General features: G+C 66.5%; 18 protein-coding genes. 7 read left to right on the top strand and 11 right to left on the bottom strand.

Annotated elements, in window-relative coordinates:
* The first annotated feature begins 2 nt into the window (after positions 1 to 2).
* Positions 3 to 1,259 carry a beta-ketoacyl-ACP synthase II gene (gene fabF / locus PPZ50_RS12335; protein WP_066689178.1) on the top strand — a complete coding sequence of 419 codons (1,257 nt, stop codon included), beginning with the start codon at positions 3 to 5 and terminating at the stop codon, positions 1,257 to 1,259.
* Positions 1,260 to 1,263: 4 nt separating this feature from the next.
* Positions 1,264 to 2,232 carry an endolytic transglycosylase MltG gene (gene mltG / locus PPZ50_RS12330; RefSeq protein ID WP_066689141.1) on the top strand — a complete coding sequence of 323 codons (969 nt, stop codon included), beginning with the start codon at positions 1,264 to 1,266 and terminating at the stop codon, positions 2,230 to 2,232.
* A gap of 141 nt (positions 2,233 to 2,373) precedes the next feature.
* Here mltG and eda read toward each other — a convergent pair whose 3' ends face one another.
* From eda to PPZ50_RS12290, 8 genes are all read right to left on the bottom strand, one after another.
* Positions 2,374 to 2,982, bottom strand: a complete 609-nt coding sequence (gene eda / locus PPZ50_RS12325; RefSeq protein WP_066689139.1) for a bifunctional 4-hydroxy-2-oxoglutarate aldolase/2-dehydro-3-deoxy-phosphogluconate aldolase — start codon at positions 2,980 to 2,982, stop codon at positions 2,374 to 2,376.
* Entirely contained in the window at positions 2,979 to 3,947 is a 969-nt protein-coding gene (locus PPZ50_RS12320; protein ID WP_066689138.1) for a glucokinase, read from the bottom strand. Before PPZ50_RS12320 ends, eda begins: the two co-directional genes overlap by 4 nt.
* A 121-nt stretch (positions 3,948 to 4,068) precedes the next feature.
* The gene (edd, locus tag PPZ50_RS12315; RefSeq protein WP_198158503.1) at positions 4,069 to 5,889 is read right to left on the bottom strand and encodes a phosphogluconate dehydratase; all 1,821 of its coding nucleotides are present in this window, start codon (positions 5,887 to 5,889) and stop codon (positions 4,069 to 4,071) included.
* Positions 5,889 to 6,593: a 6-phosphogluconolactonase gene (gene pgl, locus PPZ50_RS12310; protein ID WP_066689136.1), complete on the bottom strand. Its 705-nt coding sequence runs from the start codon at positions 6,591 to 6,593 to the stop codon at positions 5,889 to 5,891. Before pgl ends, edd begins: the two co-directional genes overlap by 1 nt.
* A 130-nt stretch (positions 6,594 to 6,723) precedes the next feature.
* The gene (zwf, locus tag PPZ50_RS12305; RefSeq protein ID WP_066689135.1) at positions 6,724 to 8,184 is read right to left on the bottom strand and encodes a glucose-6-phosphate dehydrogenase; all 1,461 of its coding nucleotides are present in this window, start codon (positions 8,182 to 8,184) and stop codon (positions 6,724 to 6,726) included.
* A 123-nt stretch (positions 8,185 to 8,307) separates the two neighbouring features.
* Positions 8,308 to 9,237, bottom strand: a complete 930-nt coding sequence (argC, locus tag PPZ50_RS12300; protein ID WP_126013311.1) for an N-acetyl-gamma-glutamyl-phosphate reductase — start codon at positions 9,235 to 9,237, stop codon at positions 8,308 to 8,310.
* Entirely contained in the window at positions 9,234 to 10,130 is an 897-nt protein-coding gene (locus PPZ50_RS12295) for a C40 family peptidase (RefSeq protein ID WP_164523839.1), read from the bottom strand. Before PPZ50_RS12295 ends, argC begins: the two co-directional genes overlap by 4 nt.
* Positions 10,060 to 10,386 carry a MarR family transcriptional regulator gene (locus PPZ50_RS12290; protein ID WP_055761039.1) on the bottom strand — a complete coding sequence of 109 codons (327 nt, stop codon included), beginning with the start codon at positions 10,384 to 10,386 and terminating at the stop codon, positions 10,060 to 10,062. Before PPZ50_RS12290 ends, PPZ50_RS12295 begins: the two co-directional genes overlap by 71 nt.
* Before the next feature lie 225 nt (positions 10,387 to 10,611).
* Here PPZ50_RS12290 and secG point away from each other — a divergent pair, with 225 nt between their 5' ends.
* Together secG and PPZ50_RS12280 are read left to right on the top strand one after the other, a co-directional pair.
* A complete protein-coding gene (secG, locus tag PPZ50_RS12285) occupies positions 10,612 to 10,980 on the top strand; it encodes a preprotein translocase subunit SecG (protein WP_066689130.1) in 369 nt (122 codons plus the stop codon).
* Positions 10,981 to 11,076: 96 nt separating this feature from the next.
* On the top strand, positions 11,077 to 12,726 hold the full coding sequence (locus tag PPZ50_RS12280; RefSeq protein ID WP_066689128.1) for a CTP synthase: 1,650 nt from the start codon (positions 11,077 to 11,079) through the stop codon (positions 12,724 to 12,726).
* Positions 12,727 to 12,941: 215 nt separating this feature from the next.
* Here the strand turns inward: PPZ50_RS12280 and PPZ50_RS12275 are convergent, their stop codons facing one another.
* Positions 12,942 to 13,430 (bottom strand): Hsp20 family protein, encoded by a 489-nt coding sequence (locus PPZ50_RS12275; protein WP_066689127.1) that lies wholly within the window; start codon positions 13,428 to 13,430, stop codon positions 12,942 to 12,944.
* A gap of 583 nt (positions 13,431 to 14,013) precedes the next feature.
* Here PPZ50_RS12275 and PPZ50_RS12270 point away from each other — a divergent pair.
* From PPZ50_RS12270 to PPZ50_RS12260, 3 genes are read left to right on the top strand one after another with little or no spacing between them, the layout of a single operon-like run.
* Positions 14,014 to 15,264, top strand: a complete 1,251-nt coding sequence (locus tag PPZ50_RS12270) for a lipoprotein-releasing ABC transporter permease subunit (RefSeq protein ID WP_066689126.1) — start codon at positions 14,014 to 14,016, stop codon at positions 15,262 to 15,264.
* Positions 15,257 to 15,931, top strand: coding sequence for an ABC transporter ATP-binding protein (locus PPZ50_RS12265; RefSeq protein ID WP_066689125.1), 675 nt, complete (start codon positions 15,257 to 15,259; stop codon positions 15,929 to 15,931). The genes PPZ50_RS12270 and PPZ50_RS12265 overlap by 8 nt, the downstream gene beginning before the upstream one ends.
* The gene (locus PPZ50_RS12260; protein ID WP_066689124.1) at positions 15,928 to 16,407 is read left to right on the top strand and encodes a glutathione peroxidase; all 480 of its coding nucleotides are present in this window, start codon (positions 15,928 to 15,930) and stop codon (positions 16,405 to 16,407) included. The genes PPZ50_RS12265 and PPZ50_RS12260 overlap by 4 nt, the downstream gene beginning before the upstream one ends.
* 118 nt (positions 16,408 to 16,525) lie before the next feature.
* On the opposite strand, the gene PPZ50_RS12255 is transcribed toward PPZ50_RS12260, so the two are convergent.
* Together PPZ50_RS12255 and PPZ50_RS12250 are read right to left on the bottom strand one after the other, a co-directional pair.
* A complete protein-coding gene (locus tag PPZ50_RS12255) occupies positions 16,526 to 16,744 on the bottom strand; it encodes a hypothetical protein (protein WP_126013317.1) in 219 nt (72 codons plus the stop codon).
* A 287-nt stretch (positions 16,745 to 17,031) separates the two neighbouring features.
* The gene (locus PPZ50_RS12250; RefSeq protein ID WP_272815308.1) at positions 17,032 to 17,571 is read right to left on the bottom strand and encodes an HdeD family acid-resistance protein; all 540 of its coding nucleotides are present in this window, start codon (positions 17,569 to 17,571) and stop codon (positions 17,032 to 17,034) included.
* Positions 17,572 to 17,662 lie beyond the last annotated feature (91 nt).

Here is a 17,662-nt window from a genome sequence, read left to right as displayed (position 1 = left end):
CCATGCGCCGCGTAGTCGTGACCGGCCTCGGCCTCGTGACCCCGCTGGGTGCCGAGGTGGAAACCGCCTGGAAGAACCTGATCGCCGGCAAGTCGGGCGCGGGTCCGATCACGCATTTCGATGCGTCGAACCAGAAGTGCCAGATCGCGTGCGAGGTGAAGCCGGCGGACCATGAATATGGCTTCGATCCGAACAAGCGGGTCGATCACAAGATCCAGCGGCAGGTCGATCCGTTCATCATCTATGGCATCGATGCCGCCGGGCAGGCGCTGGAAGATGCCGGCCTGACCGAGATGGACGAGGCGACGAAGCTGCGCGCCGGCGTGTCGATCGGTTCGGGTATCGGCGGCCTGCCGGGGATCGAGATCGAGTCGGTCAACCTGCACGAACGTGGTCCGGGTCGGGTCAGCCCGCATTTCGTGCATGGCCGGCTCATCAACCTGATCAGCGGGCAGGTGTCGATCAAGTACGGGCTGATGGGTCCGAACCATGCGGTCGTGACGGCGTGCTCGACCGGTGCGCATTCGATCGGCGATGCCGCGCGGATGATCCGCGACGACGATGCCGACATCATGCTGGCGGGCGGCGCGGAAAGCACCGTCAACCCGCTGGGCGTCGCCGGCTTTGCGCAGGCGCGGGCGCTCAACATGAGCATGAACGACCGTCCGACCGAAGCCAGCCGCCCCTATGACAAGGATCGCGACGGCTTTGTGATGGGCGAGGGCGCCGGCGTCATCGTGCTCGAGGAATATGAGCACGCCAAGGCGCGCGGCGCGAAAATTTATGCCGAGGTCGTCGGCTACGGCCTGTCGGGCGATGCCTATCACGTCACCGCGCCGCATCCCGAGGGCAAGGGTGCCGAGAATGCGATGCGCATGGCGCTGCGCAAGGCGGGCATGGAACCGAGCGACATCGATTACATCAACGCGCACGGCACCTCGACCATGGCGGACACAATCGAACTCGCCGCCGCCAAGCGCGTGTTCGGCAACGATCTGTCGGGTGCGTCGATGTCGAGCACCAAGTCGGCGATCGGCCATCTGCTGGGCGGTGCCGGTGCGGTCGAGAGCATCTTCTGCATTCTCGCGCTGCGCGACCAGATCGTGCCGCCGACGCTGAACCTCCACAATCCCGACGAGGGGACCGAGGGTGTCGATCTGGTGCCGCTGGTCGCGAAGAAGCGGCAGGTGCGCGCGGTGCTGAACAACTCGTTCGGTTTCGGCGGCACCAATGCGTCGCTGGTGATGAAGGCGATCTGACGCGATGCGCCGGATCGGATGCCTTGGCCTGATCCTCGGACTGCTTGCCATTGGCGGGCTGTTCCTGGTGATGCAGAGCTGGGGCGGGGCCGGTCCGGCGGAGCGCACGCTGACGGTGACGGTGCCGCAGGGGGCGAGCCTCGCCTCCGCCGCCGAGCAGCTGGAAGAGGCTGGCGCTATCAGCTCGGCCAGCCGCTTCCGCCTGCTCGCGCGGTTCCTTGGCAGCGACGATCCGATCCGCGCCGGGGAGTATCGTATCCCCAAGGGGCTGAGCCAGGCGGATGTGCTGAAGCTGCTGCAGGGCGGTCGCACGCTGCAGCGCTTCGTGATGGTGCCAGAGGGCTGGCCCTCGATCCTGGTGCAGGAAGCGGTGGCGAAGGCGCCGCAGATGGAGGGCACCGCGCCGCTGCCGGCCGAGGGCAGCATCCTTCCCGACAGCTACAGCTATGAACGCGACGGCGACCGCGCGGCGCTGGTCAAGCGGATGCAGATGGCGATGGACCGCTACCTCGCCGCGGCATGGAAGAAGCGCAAACCCACGACCGTCGTGAAGTCGCCGCGCGAGGCGCTCATCCTCGCCTCGATCGTCGAGAAGGAAACCGGCAAGGCTTCGGAGCGCCGCATGGTCGCGGCGGTTTACTCGAACCGTCTTCGCAACGGTATGCGGTTGCAGGCCGATCCGACCGTTATCTACCCGATTACCAAGGGAAAACCGCTTGGCCGGCGCATCCGCAAGTCGGAGTTGCAGGCGAAGAACGGGTACAACACCTATGCGTCGGCGGGGTTACCGGTCGGGCCGATCGCCAATCCGGGCAAGGCGTCGATCGATGCGGTGCTCGATCCGGCGGAGACCAAGGCGCTGTATTTCGTCGCCGACGGCACCGGTGGGCATGTGTTTGCCGAGACGCTGGCCGAGCATAACGCGAACGTGAAGAAGTGGTACGACATCCGCCGGGCGCGGGGCGAGATGTAACCTTGTATGTCCTCCCCATTCATGGGGAGGGGGACCATGCGCAGCATGGTCGAAGGGGAGTGCCGCACACGCAACGACCGCTCGCGGCAACGCCCCTCCACCAGCTTCGCTGGTCCCCCTCCCCGCGGAGCGGGGAGGATCTTATGCCTTTAGACCCGCTGCGGCATGCGCCCGCGTTTCGGTTTCGGCGTGGGTTGCGCCGACGATCCAGCTGCCGCCGACGCAGAGCACCGGATCGAACGCCAGCCATTCGGGCGCGCTGGCTTCGGTGATGCCGCCGGTCGGGCAGAACTTCGCCTGGTAGAAGGGCGCGGCGAGCGCCTTCAGCGCCTTCAGGCCGCCCGATGCTTCGGCCGGGAAGAACTTGAAATGGGTGAGGCCCAGGTCGAGGCCGCGCATGATGTCGCCGGCATTGGCGATGCCCGGCAGGAACGGCACGCGGCTGTCGATGATCGGGCGCGCAATCGTTTCGGTGAGGCCGGGCGAGACGATGAATTCCGACCCCGCGTCCATCGCCTGCTTGAACTGTTCGGCGCTGACGACGGTGCCGGCACCGACGATCGCGCCCTCGACGTTCTTCATTTCGGCAATGGCTTCGAGTGCGGCGGGGGTGCGTAGCGTCACCTCCAGCACGCGCAGGCCGCCCTTTACCAGCGCCTCCGCCATCGGGCGGGCTTGCGCCGCGTCATGGACGACGAGGACCGGGATGACCGGGCTGGTCTGCATGATGTCGGAAATGGTGACGGTCATCGTGCGTGCTCCTGCGCAAAGGCGGCGGCGGCCCCGAACAGGCCGGGCTGGGGATGGGTGATGAGTTTGACGGGGATGCCGGCCATCAGCGTCTGGAACCGGCCCTTCGACGTGAAGCGCGTACCGAAACCCGATTCGAGCAGATGGTCCTTCAACCGCAGGCCGAGGCCGCCGGCGATCACCACCGCCTTCGCTCCCTGCGCCAGCGCAAGGTCGCCGGCAACGGCCCCGAGCGTCAGGCAGAAGCGGTCGAGCGCGGCGACGGCGATACTGTCGGTGCCCTCCAGCGCGGCGGCCCAGATCGTCTTGTCGTCGCTATGGGCCAGCGAGACGCCTTCGATCTCCGCCAGCGTTTCATACCATGCGACGATCGACGGACCGGCACAGGCACGTTCGTTCGACCCGCGACCATGGGCACGGCGCAGCCGCTTGAGCAGCGCATCCTCGATCCCGTCGAGCGGTGCGAAGTCCTGATGCCCGCCTTCGGTTTCGAGGACGTGATAGCGATCGGCGGCGCGCAGCAGCTGGGCGACGCCAAGGCCGGTGCCGGGGCCGCAGATGGTGACGACGCCCCGGTCAGGCAGCGGGCCTTCGGGGCCGCAGAGATGGATGAAATCCTCGTCCGCCACCTGTGCGACGGCATGGCCGACCGCGCCGAAGTCGTTTATGATCGTCCAGGTTTCGACGCCCAACCGCTCCTGCATCAGCGGCGGGCGGATGATCCAGGGGTTGTTGGTGAACTTGATCAGCGTGTCGTTGACCGGAGAGGCGACGGCAAGGCTGGCGGCCTTGGGCAGCGGGCGGCCAAGATCGCGTTCGAAGGCGCGCCATGCCAGTTGGAGGCTGCCATGTTCGGCAACCTTCTGCGTGATCGGTTCGCCCAGATGGACGACCTGGCCGTTCTCGACCTCGGCGATCGCGAAGCGGGCGTGCGTTCCGCCGATATCTACCGCAACGACTTCCATGACCTCTCCTTATAGCCCGAAAGCGTATCCCCGCGAAGGCGGGGATCCAGAGTTATGCAGGTTCACGCCTGTAACTCTGGACCCCCGCCTGCGCGGGGGTACGTCATAATATGGTCGGCTGTTACAGCCCCGCCGCGGCCAGCATCGCCGATCCGCCGGCTTCCGCCTCGCTCGCGCCCTGCCGCATCATTGCGAAGATTTCGCGACCGGTGCCATCCGCCGCCGGCGGGACGGGTGCGTGTTCACGCGCGTCCCATTCGTCCGCCGGGACCAGTGCCTGCAGCGTGTTGGCATTGGCGTCGAGACGGATCACGTCACCGTCACGCAGCTTGCCGATCGGACCGCCGCCCAGCGCTTCGGGCGACAGGTGGATCGCGGCCGGCACCTTGCCCGACGCGCCCGACATGCGTCCATCGGTGACCAGCGCCACGCGGAAGCCGCGATTTTGCAGCACGCCCAGCGGCGGGGTCAGCTTGTGCAGTTCGGGCATGCCGTTGGCCTTAGGACCCTGATGCCGGACGACGACCACGACGTCGCGGTCGAGTTCGCCGGCCTTGAACGCCGCCTGCACCGCTGCCTGATCGCTGAACACGCGGCAGGGCGCTTCGATGACCCAGCGATCGGGATCGACCGCCGACACCTTGATACAGGCGCGGCCGATATTGCCCTGCAGGATGCGGAAGCCGCCTTCGTGCGAGAAGGGCGCGTCGATGGTACGGACGATGGTGTCGTCGCCGCTCGTCGCGGCGTGATCCTTCCAGACGAGCTGGTCGTTCTCGATCGTCGACTGGCGGCCATAGGCGGCCATGCCGTCCTTCGCGATGGTCAGGACGTCGTCATGGAGCAGTCCGCCGCGCAGCAGCTCGCGGATGACGAAGGAAGGGCCGCCGGCATCCTCGAACCCGTTCACATCGGCCGATCCGTTGGGATAGACGCGGGTGAGCAGCGGCACGACGTCGCTCAGACGGTTGAAATCGTCCCAATCGATGATGATCCCGGCCGAACGCGCGATGGCGGGCAGGTGGATCAGGTGGTTGGTCGAGCCGCCGGTCGCGAGCAGCACGATGGCGGCGTTCACGATCGCCTTCTCATCGACCACCCGCCCGATCGGACGATAATCGTCGCCGTCCCAGCCGACTTCGGCCAGACGGTGCACGGCGTAGCGGGTCAGTTCCTGACGACGCTTCGTACCCGGATTGGCGAAGGCGGCGTCGGGGACATGCAGGCCCATCGCCTCGACCATCATCTGGTTCGAATTGGCGGTGCCGTAGAAGGTGCAGGTGCCCTTGCCATGATAGGCGGCGATTTCGGCGTCGAGCAGTTCCTCGCGGCCGACTTTCCCTTCGGCATAGGCTTCGCGGACCGCTGCCTTCTGCTTGTTGGGGATGCCCGAGCGCATCGGACCGCCGGGGATCAGTACCATCGGCAGATGGCCGAAGCGCAGCGCGCCCATCAGCAGGCCGGGTACGATCTTGTCGCAGATGCCGAGCAGCGCGGCACCCTCGAACGTGCCGTGGCTGAGCGCCACCGCGGTCGACAGCGCGATGGTGTCGCGGCTGAACAGCGACAGCTCCATGCCCGGAAAACCCTGCGTCACGCCGTCGCACATCGCCGGCACGCCGCCCGCGACCTGGGCGGTCACGCCCGCTTCGCGCGCCCAGACCTTCATCTGTTCGGGGTAGCGATAATAGGGCGCGTGGGCCGACAGCATGTCGTTATAGGCGGTGACGATGCCGATGTTCATCCGGTTGGCCGGACGCATCGCATCGCGATCCTCGTCAGTGCCGGCATAGGCGTGCGCGAGGTTCGCGCAGCCCAGCATCGGGCGATCGACGCCGCTCTCACGCTCCCGATCGATCAGCGCGAGATAGGCGGCGCGCTTTTCGCGCGACGCTTCGATGATGCGGTCGGTGACGGCGGCGATTGCGGCGTTGAGGGCCATCATGCGCTCCAGTGGATATCGACGGGAAGTTCGACTTCGGCCAGCACGCGGCCGATCGGGTAGGAAGAGGACGCGCCCTGATCGATCGCGCGTTCGAGCACACCCTTCTTTTCGTCTCCGGTGATGGCAATCATCAGCGCGCGCGCCGAGGCGATCGCGGCATGGCTGAGGGTCACGCGGGCGACGGGGGCTTCGGGCGGCAGCGGGTCGGGCATGACGCCCAGCGCGCGGCGTTCCTTCGGCCCGGTCAGCGCCTCGGTCAGGTCGGGGCCGGGGAAGATCGAGGCGGTATGGCCATCGGCACCCATGCCGAGCAGGCAGAGGTCGAGCGGCCAGTGCAGGTCCTGCAACCGCGCATCCGCCGCGCGGCCGGCAGCCTTGTAATCCGCTGCCTTTTCGGCGGTCAGCGGGATGACCCGCGCGCCCTTGGGCAGGAAGATTTTGGCGAGGCCGGTAACGTTCGACAGCGCGTCGCCCATCGGCACGATGCGGTCGTCGGTGGGGACGATCGTCACCCGCTTCCAGTCCAGCTTGGCCTTGACCAGCTTGTCATAGATCGGGGCGGGGGTGCGACCGCCGGCCAGCGCGATCACTGCCGCGCCGCGTGCGTCGATCGCCGATTCGATGATGAACTGGATGTCGCCGGCCAATGCTTCGGCAAATTCGGCGGGTTCGTCATATTCCCACCATTCGATCTCGGTCATGTATCTCTTATCCTGCAAAAAACCGTTTAGTTCGAGCTTGTCGAGAACTGCTTCTCGACGGGCACATCTCGACAGGCTCGATGCTGCTCGAAGTAAACGGAGAGACTGAAAGGGGGAGCGCGTCAGCGGCTCACTCGTTCCACGTCACCCCGTCGCGTTCGGTCAGCGCGACGCTGGCATTCGGTCCCCAGCTGCCCGAGGCATAGCCCTTGGGCTTGGTGCCGTTGGCCTTCCACCCGTCGCGGATCGCGTCGACCCAGGTCCACTGCGCCTCCACTTCGTCGCGGCGGACGAACAGCGTCGGGTCGCCCTCGATCAGGTCGAGCAGGAGGCGTTCATACGCGATGCGGCGGCGGGTGCCGGCAAAGGCGGTGGTCAGCGACAGGTCGAGCGGCACTTCGCGCAGGCGCACGCCGTCGCGGTCGAGGCCGGGTTCCTTGGCCATCACCAGCAGGCGGACATATTCCTCCGGCTGGAGGCGGATGACGAGGGTGTTGGGCTGCAACTGCCCGCCGCGATCGGCGAAGATCGAATGCGGCACCGGCTTGAACTGGATCGAGATTTCCGAATGGCGGTCGGTCATCCGCTTGCCGGTGCGCAGGTAAAAGGGCACGCCCTGCCAGCGCCAGTTGTCGACATGCGCCTTTACCGCGACGAAGGTTTCGGTGTCGGATTCCTTACCCAGCTCCTCGTCATAGCCGCGAACGATCTCCCCCTTTACCGCGCCGGCGTCATACTGGCCGGTGACGGTGTGGGTGTTTACCTCTTCGGGGCCGATCATCCGCAGCGAGCGCAGGACCTTGACCTTTTCGTCGCGGATCGAGGTGCCGTCGAAGCGGGCGGGCGGCTCCATCGCGATCAGCGCGACGAGTTGCAGGACGTGGTTCTGGACCATGTCGCGCAGCGCGCCGACCTCGTCATAATAGCCCGCGCGCCCTTCTAGGCCGACGGTTTCCGCAATGGTGATCTGGACATTGTCGATGCCGCGGGCGTTCCACACCGGTTCGAACATCGCATTGCCGAAACGCAGCGCGAGAATGTTCTGGACGGTTTCCTTGCCCAGATAATGATCGATCCGGTAGGTCCGCTCCTCCGGGAAGGCGGCGGCGACGAGGTCGTTGATTTCCTGGCTGGACTTCAGGTCCTTGCCCAGCGGCTTTTCGAGGCTGATGCGGACCTTGGGGCCGGCGAGGCCGGCGCTCTTCAGGCCGGTGATGGTCGGGCCGAACAGCCAGGGCGCGGTCGACAGGAAGATGGCGAGGCCGCCGGAGATGTCGCCGAGCTTCTCGGCCAGCGCCGCGAAACCGTCGACGTTCGACGCGTCGAGCGGCTGGTAGTGCAGGCGGGCGAGGAAGCCCTCGATCGCCGTCTCGTCCTTGCGGTCGTCGGGCAGGAACTGGTCGAGCGCGTGTTTCGCGAAGTCGCGGAAACCGGCATCGTCATGTTCGTGGCGCGCAGTGCCGGTGATGGTCAGCCCGTCGGGGAGCAGGCCGTCGGCATGCAGGCCGTAGAGCGAGGGGAGGAGCATCCGCTGCGACAGATCGCCCGTCGCACCGAACAGCAGCAGCTTCGCTACCGGGTCCCTCGTCATGCCAACTCCTGCTCTTTAATCGTGGTCGTGCGCGCCTCTAGCAGCCTATTTCGCGAACGCGAAGGCGGCATAGGTATGCGGTGCGCAAGGATCGCCCGGATCGTTACGAAATTGCGTTTGCTGCTACAGCGTCAGCCCGGCGGTCTGGTCGAACCCGGCCATCAGGTTGAAATTCTGCACCGCAGCACCCGACGCGCCCTTGCCGAGATTGTCGAGCGTCGCGACGAGGCGTGCCTGGCCGGTGTCCTGGTTGCCGAACACGCGCAGCGTCAGGCGGTCGGTGCCGGCATCGGCCTCGATCGGAATCGCGCTGTCGTCGCCGGGCAGGACGCGGACGACCGGCGATTCGCGGTAGGCGTCGTGCAGCGCCTGCTCGATCGCCGACAGGCTGGGGCGGCGGTGGAAGGCGAACAGGGGGAGCGGCACTTCGACCACCATCCCGCGATAGGCGCGCGCGACCGAGGGCTGGAACAGCGGCGGATGGGCGAGGCGGGCGTGGCGCTGCATCTCTGGCACGTGCTTGTGCGCGAGCGACAGGCCGTAGCCGAGCCAGGCGGTGTCGGTCTCGCCATTTTCGAACGCGGCGATCATCGCCTTGCCGCCGCCCGAATAGCCCGACACCGCGTTGACGCTGACCGGCCAGTCGTGGGGCACGAGCCCGGCGCGGACCAGCGGGCGGATGAGCGCGAGGAAGCCGGTCGGGTAGCAGCCCGGATTGGAAACCCGCATCGCCGTCGCGATCGCGCCCGGCTGCGACGGTTCCAGTTCGGCCATGCCGTAGGTCCAGCCATCGGCAACGCGGTGCGCGGTCGACGCGTCGATGACGCGCGTCCGGTCGTTGGCGATCATCGCCACCGCTTCGCGCGCGGCGTCGTCGGGCAGGCAGAGGATGACGAAATCGGCGTCGTTCAGCGCCTCGCGCCGCGCCGTCGCGTCCTTGCGCCGCGTTTCGTCGAGCGTGATGAAGTCGATCTCGGGGCGGTCGCCCAGCCGGTCGGCAATTTCGAGGCCGGTGGTGCCGGCGGCACCGTCGATGAAGACGCGAACGGTCATGCGGGGCGCCTCCGGGCGCGGATGGGGCCGAACCGGTCGAGCGCGGCAAGGGGCTCGCAGCGCACGACGTCATCGACATGGATCACGGTTTCGCCATCGACCAGCAAGGCGACATGGTCGGCGAAGAACAACAGGTCGCCGCGCCGCAGGACGTCGCCTTCCGCCAAGGCCGTGCCGAACGTTTCGGCCTGCAGGTCGAGGAAGCGGGGCGGGGGCGAACCCGCCAGCGAGAAGGCGAGGAAGATCAGGCCGGCGGCATCGACGCCCGCGCCGGACCGTCCGCCCGCCAGGAAGGCGGTGTCGCGCAACCGGAGTGCATGGTCGACCGCATCGCCGGCGTCGTCAGAGAGCCGCTGCAATGCGTCGGCCGCGACATAGCCGCCATCGACTTCGCACCAGTCGTCATTGGCGGAGATGGCAGCGACACGGCTACCCATCGGCAGAGAAGTGGGGAGCGGACGCGCGGTCGAGGCATCGGCGTACAGGGTCGCGTCCCGTGCCACGACAATGTGCGACGCCTCGAACTCGCCGATCAGGCTGTCGCGCGACACGAAGCCGACGCTGCCGTCGATCGGCGAACGGCCCCAGCCATGGGTCGAGGTAAATTCGAGCACGTCGAACGGCTCACCGGGCAAGGCCTGGGACAGGGTAACTCCGTCAACGCTGTCGCTGATCGCAGTGATGCGGCCGATACTGCGACGCGTAGGGACAGCGTAATGGGGGGCGAAGACGCGGTCGGCGAGCCGGATGTCGGCAAGGTCGCGCCGGACCGCGTCGGTGCGGGAATCGATTGCGACCGAGCGGGTGCGCAGCGCGAAGCGGTTACGCGCTGGCGTGTCGCCGGTGATAGTCGCCGACGCCGTCGCCGCCCATGAACTGCCCGAACTCTGCAAGAAAATTTGCCCCTTCGCTGGTCTGCGCAACGAAGATGTTCCGCTTGTCGGCATCGTCGCGTTGCCGGCGGAGATAGCCGAGCGTGCCCAGCCTGTTCAAGGCGCGCGTTACGACCGGCTTGGATACGTTGAGCGCGCGGGCGAGGCCGCGGACGGTATGGGGACCGGGTTGCAGATAGACGATCATCATCAGCGCCATCTGACGATTGGTCAGGTCCGGCTCGCCCGAGCGGACATAATCGACCAGGCCGTCCATCCATTTCTTGAGGGGCATTGTTGGGAACATCGCTGGAACCTAACGTCAGAACAAAGCCGTAGGGCGGGGTCGAAAGATGAACGTCGCAATCGCGCGCTTGGTTTCCCGGTCGATACGATAATGTTACAGACGGAGCGTTGGCGCTCCATTGATCGCGGGCGCGGCCTCGCCTATGTGGCGCCCTTCGCCACCCGCACTCCTTTCTTTCGGAAATGTTCCCCGACCATGTTCACCTTCCTGCTCGTCGTTCATGCGATCATCGCCGCGCTGCTCGTGACGGTGATCCTCATGCAGAAGTCGGAAGGCGGCGGGCTGACCACCGGCGGTAGCCCGTCGGGGCTGATGTCGGCGCGCGGGGCGGCCGATTTCCTGACGCGGGCGACGGCGATCCTGGCGGGGCTGTTCATTGCGATGAGCATCGCGCTGGCGGTGATCGCCGCGAATCGGGGCGGTGGCTCGATCGACACCTCGCTCGCCCGGCCGACGACTCCGCCGCCGGCGGTGAACGGCCCGGCCAATCCGGCGGCCGATCCGGTCGGCAACCTGACCGGCGCACCCGTGGCCGACAACGGCGCCGTCCCGCTGGCGCGCTAAAAAACCCTTTCCATCAACCGGTCCGTCGTATTTCGCGGGCGTGGGGGCAACCTCGCGCTTGGCGGCGATGGCGTTCGACGCTAGGCGATATCTCCCATGGCGCGGTATATCTTCATCACCGGCGGCGTGGTCTCGTCGCTCGGCAAGGGCCTCATGGCGGCCTCTCTCGCAGCTCTCTTGCAGGCGCGCGGCTACAAGGTCCGCATCCGCAAGTTCGATCCTTATCTGAACGTCGATCCGGGCACGATGTCGCCCTACCAGCATGGCGAAGTCTATGTGACTGACGACGGGGCGGAAACCGACCTCGACCTGGGTCACTATGAACGCTTCACCGGCGTCGCGGCGCACCAGTCGGACAATGTGACCTCCGGGCGCATCTACCAGACGATCATCCAGCGCGAACGGCGTGGCGATTATCTGGGCGCGACGGTGCAGGTGGTTCCGCACGTCACGGATGCGATCAAGGCGTTCGCGCAGGCGGATACGGTCGATGACGACGGGCAGGATCTCGACTTCGTGCTGTGCGAGATCGGCGGCACGGTCGGCGATATCGAATCGCTGCCGTTCATCGAGGCGATTCGCCAGTTGAAGAACGAACTCGGCCGGGGCCGGTCGATCAGCATCCACGTGACCCTCGTGCCCTATATCGCGGCAGCGGGCGAACTTAAGACCAAGCCGACCCAGCATTCGGTGCGCGAACTGGCGGCACTGGGCGTGCAGCCTGACGTGCTGGTCTGCCGCTGCGAAAAGCCGCTGCCGGCGAGCGAGCGGGCGAAGATCGCGCTGTTCTGCAACGTGCCGGCCGGTGCGGTCATTCCCGCGCTCGACGCGCCGAGCATCTATGCGGTGCCCGAGCAGTATCATGCCGAAGGACTGGACGCCGAAGTGCTGCGTGCCTTCGGCATCGAGCCGGAGGGCAATCCCGACCTGTCGCGCTGGTCCGATATCATGGACCGGTTGCAGAACCCGGAAGGCGAAGTCACGATCGGCGTGGTCGGCAAATATGTCGGGCTGCAGGATGCGTACAAGTCGCTGAACGAAGCGCTGGTCCATGGCGGCATCGCCAACCGGGTGAAGGTCAAGATCCGCTGGATCGATGCGGAGCTGTTCGAGGGCGATCACGACATGGTCGCCGCCGAGCTGGAGCCGTGTCACGCGATCCTGGTCCCCGGCGCGTTCGGCGAGCGCGGTGCCGAGGGCAAGATCGCCAGCGTCCGCTTCGCGCGCGAGCGCAAGGTGCCCTATTTCGGCATCTGCTTCGGGATGCAGATGGCGTGCATCGAGGGCGTGCGCTCGACCGGCGGCATCGCCAATGCGTCGTCGACCGAGTTCGGCCCGACCGAGCAGCCGGTGGTCGGCATGATCACCGAATGGATGTCGCCCGAGGGTATCCAGAAGCGCGAATCGGACGGCGATCTGGGCGGCACGATGCGGCTGGGCGCCTATGAGGCGACGCTGGCCGGCAATTCGGTGGTCGCATCGATTTATGGCGGGACCACGATCAGCGAGCGGCATCGCCATCGTTACGAGGTGAACACGGCGTACCGCGACATGCTCGAATCGGGTGGGCTGGTATTTTCGGGCATGTCGCCCGACGGGATGCTGCCGGAAATCGTCGAGCGGCCGGACCATCCGTGGTTCGTCGGCGTGCAGTTCCACCCGGAATTGAAGTCCAAGCCGTTCGATCCGCACCCGTTATTCGCGAGCTTTATTGCGGCGGCAGTGAAGCAGTCGCGGTTGGTTTGAGCTGAACCGGTAGTCCCACCCATAGCGTCACCCCGGGCCTGGCCCGGGGTCCCGCTGTTCTTCTTCGGACGGCAAAGAAGAAGCGGGACCCCGGATTAAGTCCGGGGTGACGTCGTGGTGCATGGGAATGTTACCCGGAAATACGAACGGGTGCCCGAACCAGATAGGTCCGGGCGCCCGCCCACGGCGCGCAAGGGAGCAACGCGCCGTAGCGTTCAGGCGGCGTTCGCCGAATCGTCGCCCTTGGCCGCATCGTTGGCAATGACCGGGTGGGCGGTCGCCTCGCCGATCACCACGCGGCGCGGTTTCATCGCGTCGGGTACTTCGCGACGCAGTTCGATGGTCAGCAGGCCATCGGCCAGGTCGGCGCTTTCCACGACGATGAAATCGGCCAGTTCGAAGCGGCGTTCGAAGCTGCGATTGGCGATGCCTAGATGCAGCACCGCGCTCTTCTGCGCATCGGTCTGATCCGCCTTGCGGCCGGAGACGACGAGCAGATTCTGCTGGGCGGTGATGTCCACCTCGTCCCGCTTGAAGCCCGCGACCGCCAGCGTGATGCGGTAGCGATCCTCGGCGACGCGTTCGAGATTGAACGGCGGGTAATTCTCGCCCGTGTTGGCGCGGGTGTTGTTTTCCAGCAGGTCGAACAACCGGTCGAAGCCGATGGTCGAGCGGCGATAGGGGGTGAAATCGAAGGTACGCATGTCAAATCCTCCATGGCGAAGCGAATTGATCGAAGGCGGCATCCAAGGTTGCGATGCCGGTTCGTGAACGGCCCCGGAGGCACCGTTCGTGAACCGATATGGTTCGTGGACGAGCGGCTTCAAGAGGGCCGGTTGCGGAATTTCGAAGGTAGCGAAGGTTACACGAAACGGGGTTTCGGATGCCGCGCGCGGGGAGGGGGAATGTTGGCGGCGAAGGTGACGAACGGCGCATAAGTTGACACCGGCGGGGGCGCGAAGGCCCCGAACGGCAAACGGCCGGACTGTTTCCAGCCCGGCCGCCTGCGTGACGATCGCTCGTCAGCCCCCTTGGTTGCCACCGCTTCTACGCCCCTTCCCCCCTTCCAGGGCGGAGCCGGTTGGCCTCCCCGAACCGTGGCCTGTATTGCCTGCGCTTCGTGGGGACGTCGTAGGATGCCCGCGTTCGTCTGTCACCGGGGTAGCGGCACGTTTGCTACGGTTTTGCTAACCATGTGTCGATTCCGCAACAGCATGGATTGCGGATGCGGCATCGCCTACCTACAGCGCCAACTTCGGCTCGCCTGTCAGGATATCGACCGCCCCTATGCTGCTATCGCGTTACGAGCGGATGATCGCCCGCCGCTATCTGCTCCCCGGTCGGGGGGAGGCGTTCATCGCGCTGGTCGCCTCGATCAGCCTGGTCGCCGTCATGCTGGGCGTCGCCGCGCTCGTGATCGTGATGAGCGTGATGAACGGCTTTCGCGCCGAGCTGTTCGACAAGATCGTCGGGCTGAACGGCCATGCGCTGATCCAGGGGTATAACAACCAGCTGCCCGACTGGCGGACCATCGCGGCGGAGGCGCGGCGGACGCCGGGCGTGACGAGCGCGACGCCGCTGATCGAACAGCCGCTGTTCGCGACCTATAACGGCCGGTCCGAATTCATCCTGATGCGCGGCATGCGGATCGAGGATATTCGCGACAACCCGACGATCCGCGACAATGTGAAGCTGGGGTCGCTGCGGTCGATCACCCCGGGCAGCGGCAATGTGGTGATCGGCAGCCGGCTGGCACAGGCGCTGGGCGTCACCGTTGGCAGCGAGCTGACGATCATCAGCCCGCAGGGGCCGACCACCCCGTTCGGCACGATGATCCGGCAGGTGCCGTACCGCATCGCCGCAATCATCGAGGTCGGGGTGTACGACCTCGACAAGGCCTATGTCATCATGCCGATCGAGGATGCACAGACGCTGCTGCTGAGCGGCGACACGGTCGGGTCGATCGAGCTGGAGACGACCGATCCCGACAAGGTGGAGCAGATCGTCGCCCCGCTGGCGCGCAAGTTCGTGGCGAGCGCGCAGATCGTCGACTGGCGGCAGCTCAACGGCGAGCTGTTCCAGGCGCTGGCGGTCGACCGGATCGTGACGTTCACCGTGCTGTCGATCCTGATCCTGATCGCGGTGTTCAACATCCTGTCGTCGCTGATCATGCTGGTGCGCGCCAAGACGCGCGACATCGCGATCCTGCGCACGATGGGGGCGACCCGCGGCGGTTTGCTGCGCATCTTCATGACGGTCGGCACCACCATCGGCGCGCTGGGCGTGGGGGCGGGGCTGATCCTCGGTTTCGTGTTCCTGGCGTTCCGGCAGCAGATCGTCGGCGGGATCGGCGCGCTGACGGGCATCGACATCTGGGACCCGACGATGCGCTACCTGACCGAATTGCCGTCGAAGGTCGATCCGGTCGAGATCGTCACCATCGCGCTGGTCGCGTTGCTCTTTTCGTTCCTCGCCACGCTGTATCCGGCGTTCAAGGCGGCCAATACCGATCCCGTACAGGTGCTGCGTTATGACTGAGCCGGTTCTAGAAACCCGCAACCTGCGCCGCAGCTTTACCCAGGGCGATGCGACGATCGACGTGCTGCGCGGGGTCGAGCTGACCGTCGCGCCGGGTGAGATCGTCGCGCTGCTGGGGCCGTCGGGGTCGGGCAAGTCGACGCTGTTGCAGGCGGTCGGCCTGCTGGAAGGCGGGTTCGAGGGCGAGATTCTGGTCTGCGGCGAACAGGTCGCGAAGGCGGGGGCCAACCGGCGGACCGAGGTGCGGCGCGACCGGATGGGCTTCATCTATCAGTTCCACCATCTGCTGCCCGATTTCAACGCGCTGGAGAATGTCGTGCTGCCGCAGCTGGTGCGTGGCGCCGAGCGGGGCGAGGCGGATGCGCGGGCGACCGAATTGCTCACCGCGCTGGGCCTGTCGAAGCGGCTGCACCATCGGCCGAGCCAGTTGTCGGGCGGCGAGCAACAGCGGGTCGCGGTGGCGCGCGCGCTGTCCAACCGGCCGGCGCTGGTGCTGGCGGACGAGCCGACCGGCAATCTGGACGAGGCGACCGCCGATGTGGTGTTCGCCGAGTTCCTGCGGCTGGTGCGGGGGCAAGGGTCGGCGGCTTTGGTCGCGACGCATAACGAACGGCTTGCCGCGCGGATGGACCGGGTGGTGCGGCTGCACGACGGGGTGCTGCGATGAGCGACCTGTACGGCCTGCCGGTGCGGACCGCCGATGGGGCGGACACGACGCTGGCGGACTATCGCGGGCAGGTGTTGTTGATCGTCAACGTCGCGTCGAAATGCGGGTTCACGCCGCAATATGTCGGGCTGGAGGCGCTGCATCGCCAATTCGGTCCGCAGGGCTTTGCGGTGCTGGGGTTTCCCTGCAACCAGTTCGGCGGGCAGGAGCCGGGCGATGCGGCGGAGATCGCTTCGTTTTGCTCGCTGACCTATGATGTCAGCTTTCCGGTGTTCGCGAAGGTCGATGTGAACGGGGCCGATGCGGCGCCGCTGTTCCGGGCGCTCAAGAAGGCGGCGCCGGGCGTGCTGGGCAGCGAGGCGGTGAAGTGGAACTTCACCAAGTTTCTGGTCGGGCGGGATGGAAGCGTTACGCGGTTCGCGCCGACGACGAAGCCGGAGGAACTGGAAGGGGCGGTTGTCGCGGCGTTGGGGTAGGCTTGCCGTTTCGGTACTCCCGCGCAGGCGGGAGTCCAGGGTTCCAGACGCTAACGCTCGTTACTTGGCCCTGGACCCCCGCCTGCGCGGGGGTACGGTGTGTAGGGGCGGCTTATCGTTACGCCGCCTGGTCGCGCCGGTCGGATAGCGCGCCGAGGATCGCGACGATGCCGCCGAACAGGAAGCTGGCGTCGAGGATATAGCAGGGCAGGGTCAGTGCCGACCATGGCACCGTCGTGTAGAGCGGGATCGCCAGCACGATGTTCGGGGCGGTCGTCGCGACGTTGGGATAGGCTCGCTCGCTGACCCGTGGTCGAAGAGGACTTGCGTCGCCCAATCCCCTAACGGCCAGCGTACCTCGGCGGCGGCCGGGGTCCAGTTGGGAAGGCTTTGCCGTACGGTACTGGCGTTTCCCAACTGGGCCCCGGCCTTCGCCGGGGTGCGGATTGGGGACTTCCCTAGTGGTTTCGCCGTGCATCCCGGTGCCGCCTGTTCCTACCGTTGCAGGAGAGGAAGCGGGACCCCGGGTCGGGCCCGGGGTGACGTGTGAGTGAGGGGACGTCCCCAGCTCGACAGGTTCGCCCCCGGGTTCGCCGAGGGTGACGGGTGGGCGAGGGGGCGTCGTTATGCCTCGCGCCGGTCGGAGAGCGCGCCGAGGATTGCGACGATGCCGCCGAACAGGAAGCTGGCGCCGAGGATATAGCCGGGCAGGGTCAATGCCGACCAAGGCACGGTCGTGTAGAGCAGGATCGCCAGCACGATATTGAGCGCGCCGAGCAGCAGCATCGGTACGCGCAAACGCCTGAAGCGGAAGCCGATCACCAGCTCCATGACGCCGCGGGCGCCGAGCCAGATGATCATCATCAGCGTCAGCGACAGCGCGCCGCCGACCGGCAGGACGATCATATAGCCGCCGGCAAGGACCGACAGCAGCCCGAAGAACAGCGCATAGCCCCGCCCGCTGCGGTTGCGGAAGGCGGCGATCAGCGAGGCGATGCCGCCGACGAGGAAGAAGAAGCCGACCACGATCGTCGCCGCCAGCGTCGCCGGGAAGGGCGCGGCGAAGGCAAGGATGCCGATCAGTACCGATACGACACCATAGGCGAGCGTCCAGCCCCATCCGGGGGCAGCTTTGCGGGGTTCGCGGGCGAAATCGGTCATCATGCTCCTCCTGTATACCATCGGAACGGGTATGGTTCGTCGCGGTTCCGGGCGAGGCGCTCTGGTCGAATCAGGCCCGGATGGTTACGTCCGT

It is taken from the genome of Sphingomonas hankookensis (assembly GCF_028551275.1).
GTDB classification, from domain to species: Bacteria; Pseudomonadota; Alphaproteobacteria; order Sphingomonadales; family Sphingomonadaceae; genus Sphingomonas; species Sphingomonas hankookensis_A.
This window is presented reverse-complemented; position numbering and strand designations above follow the sequence as displayed.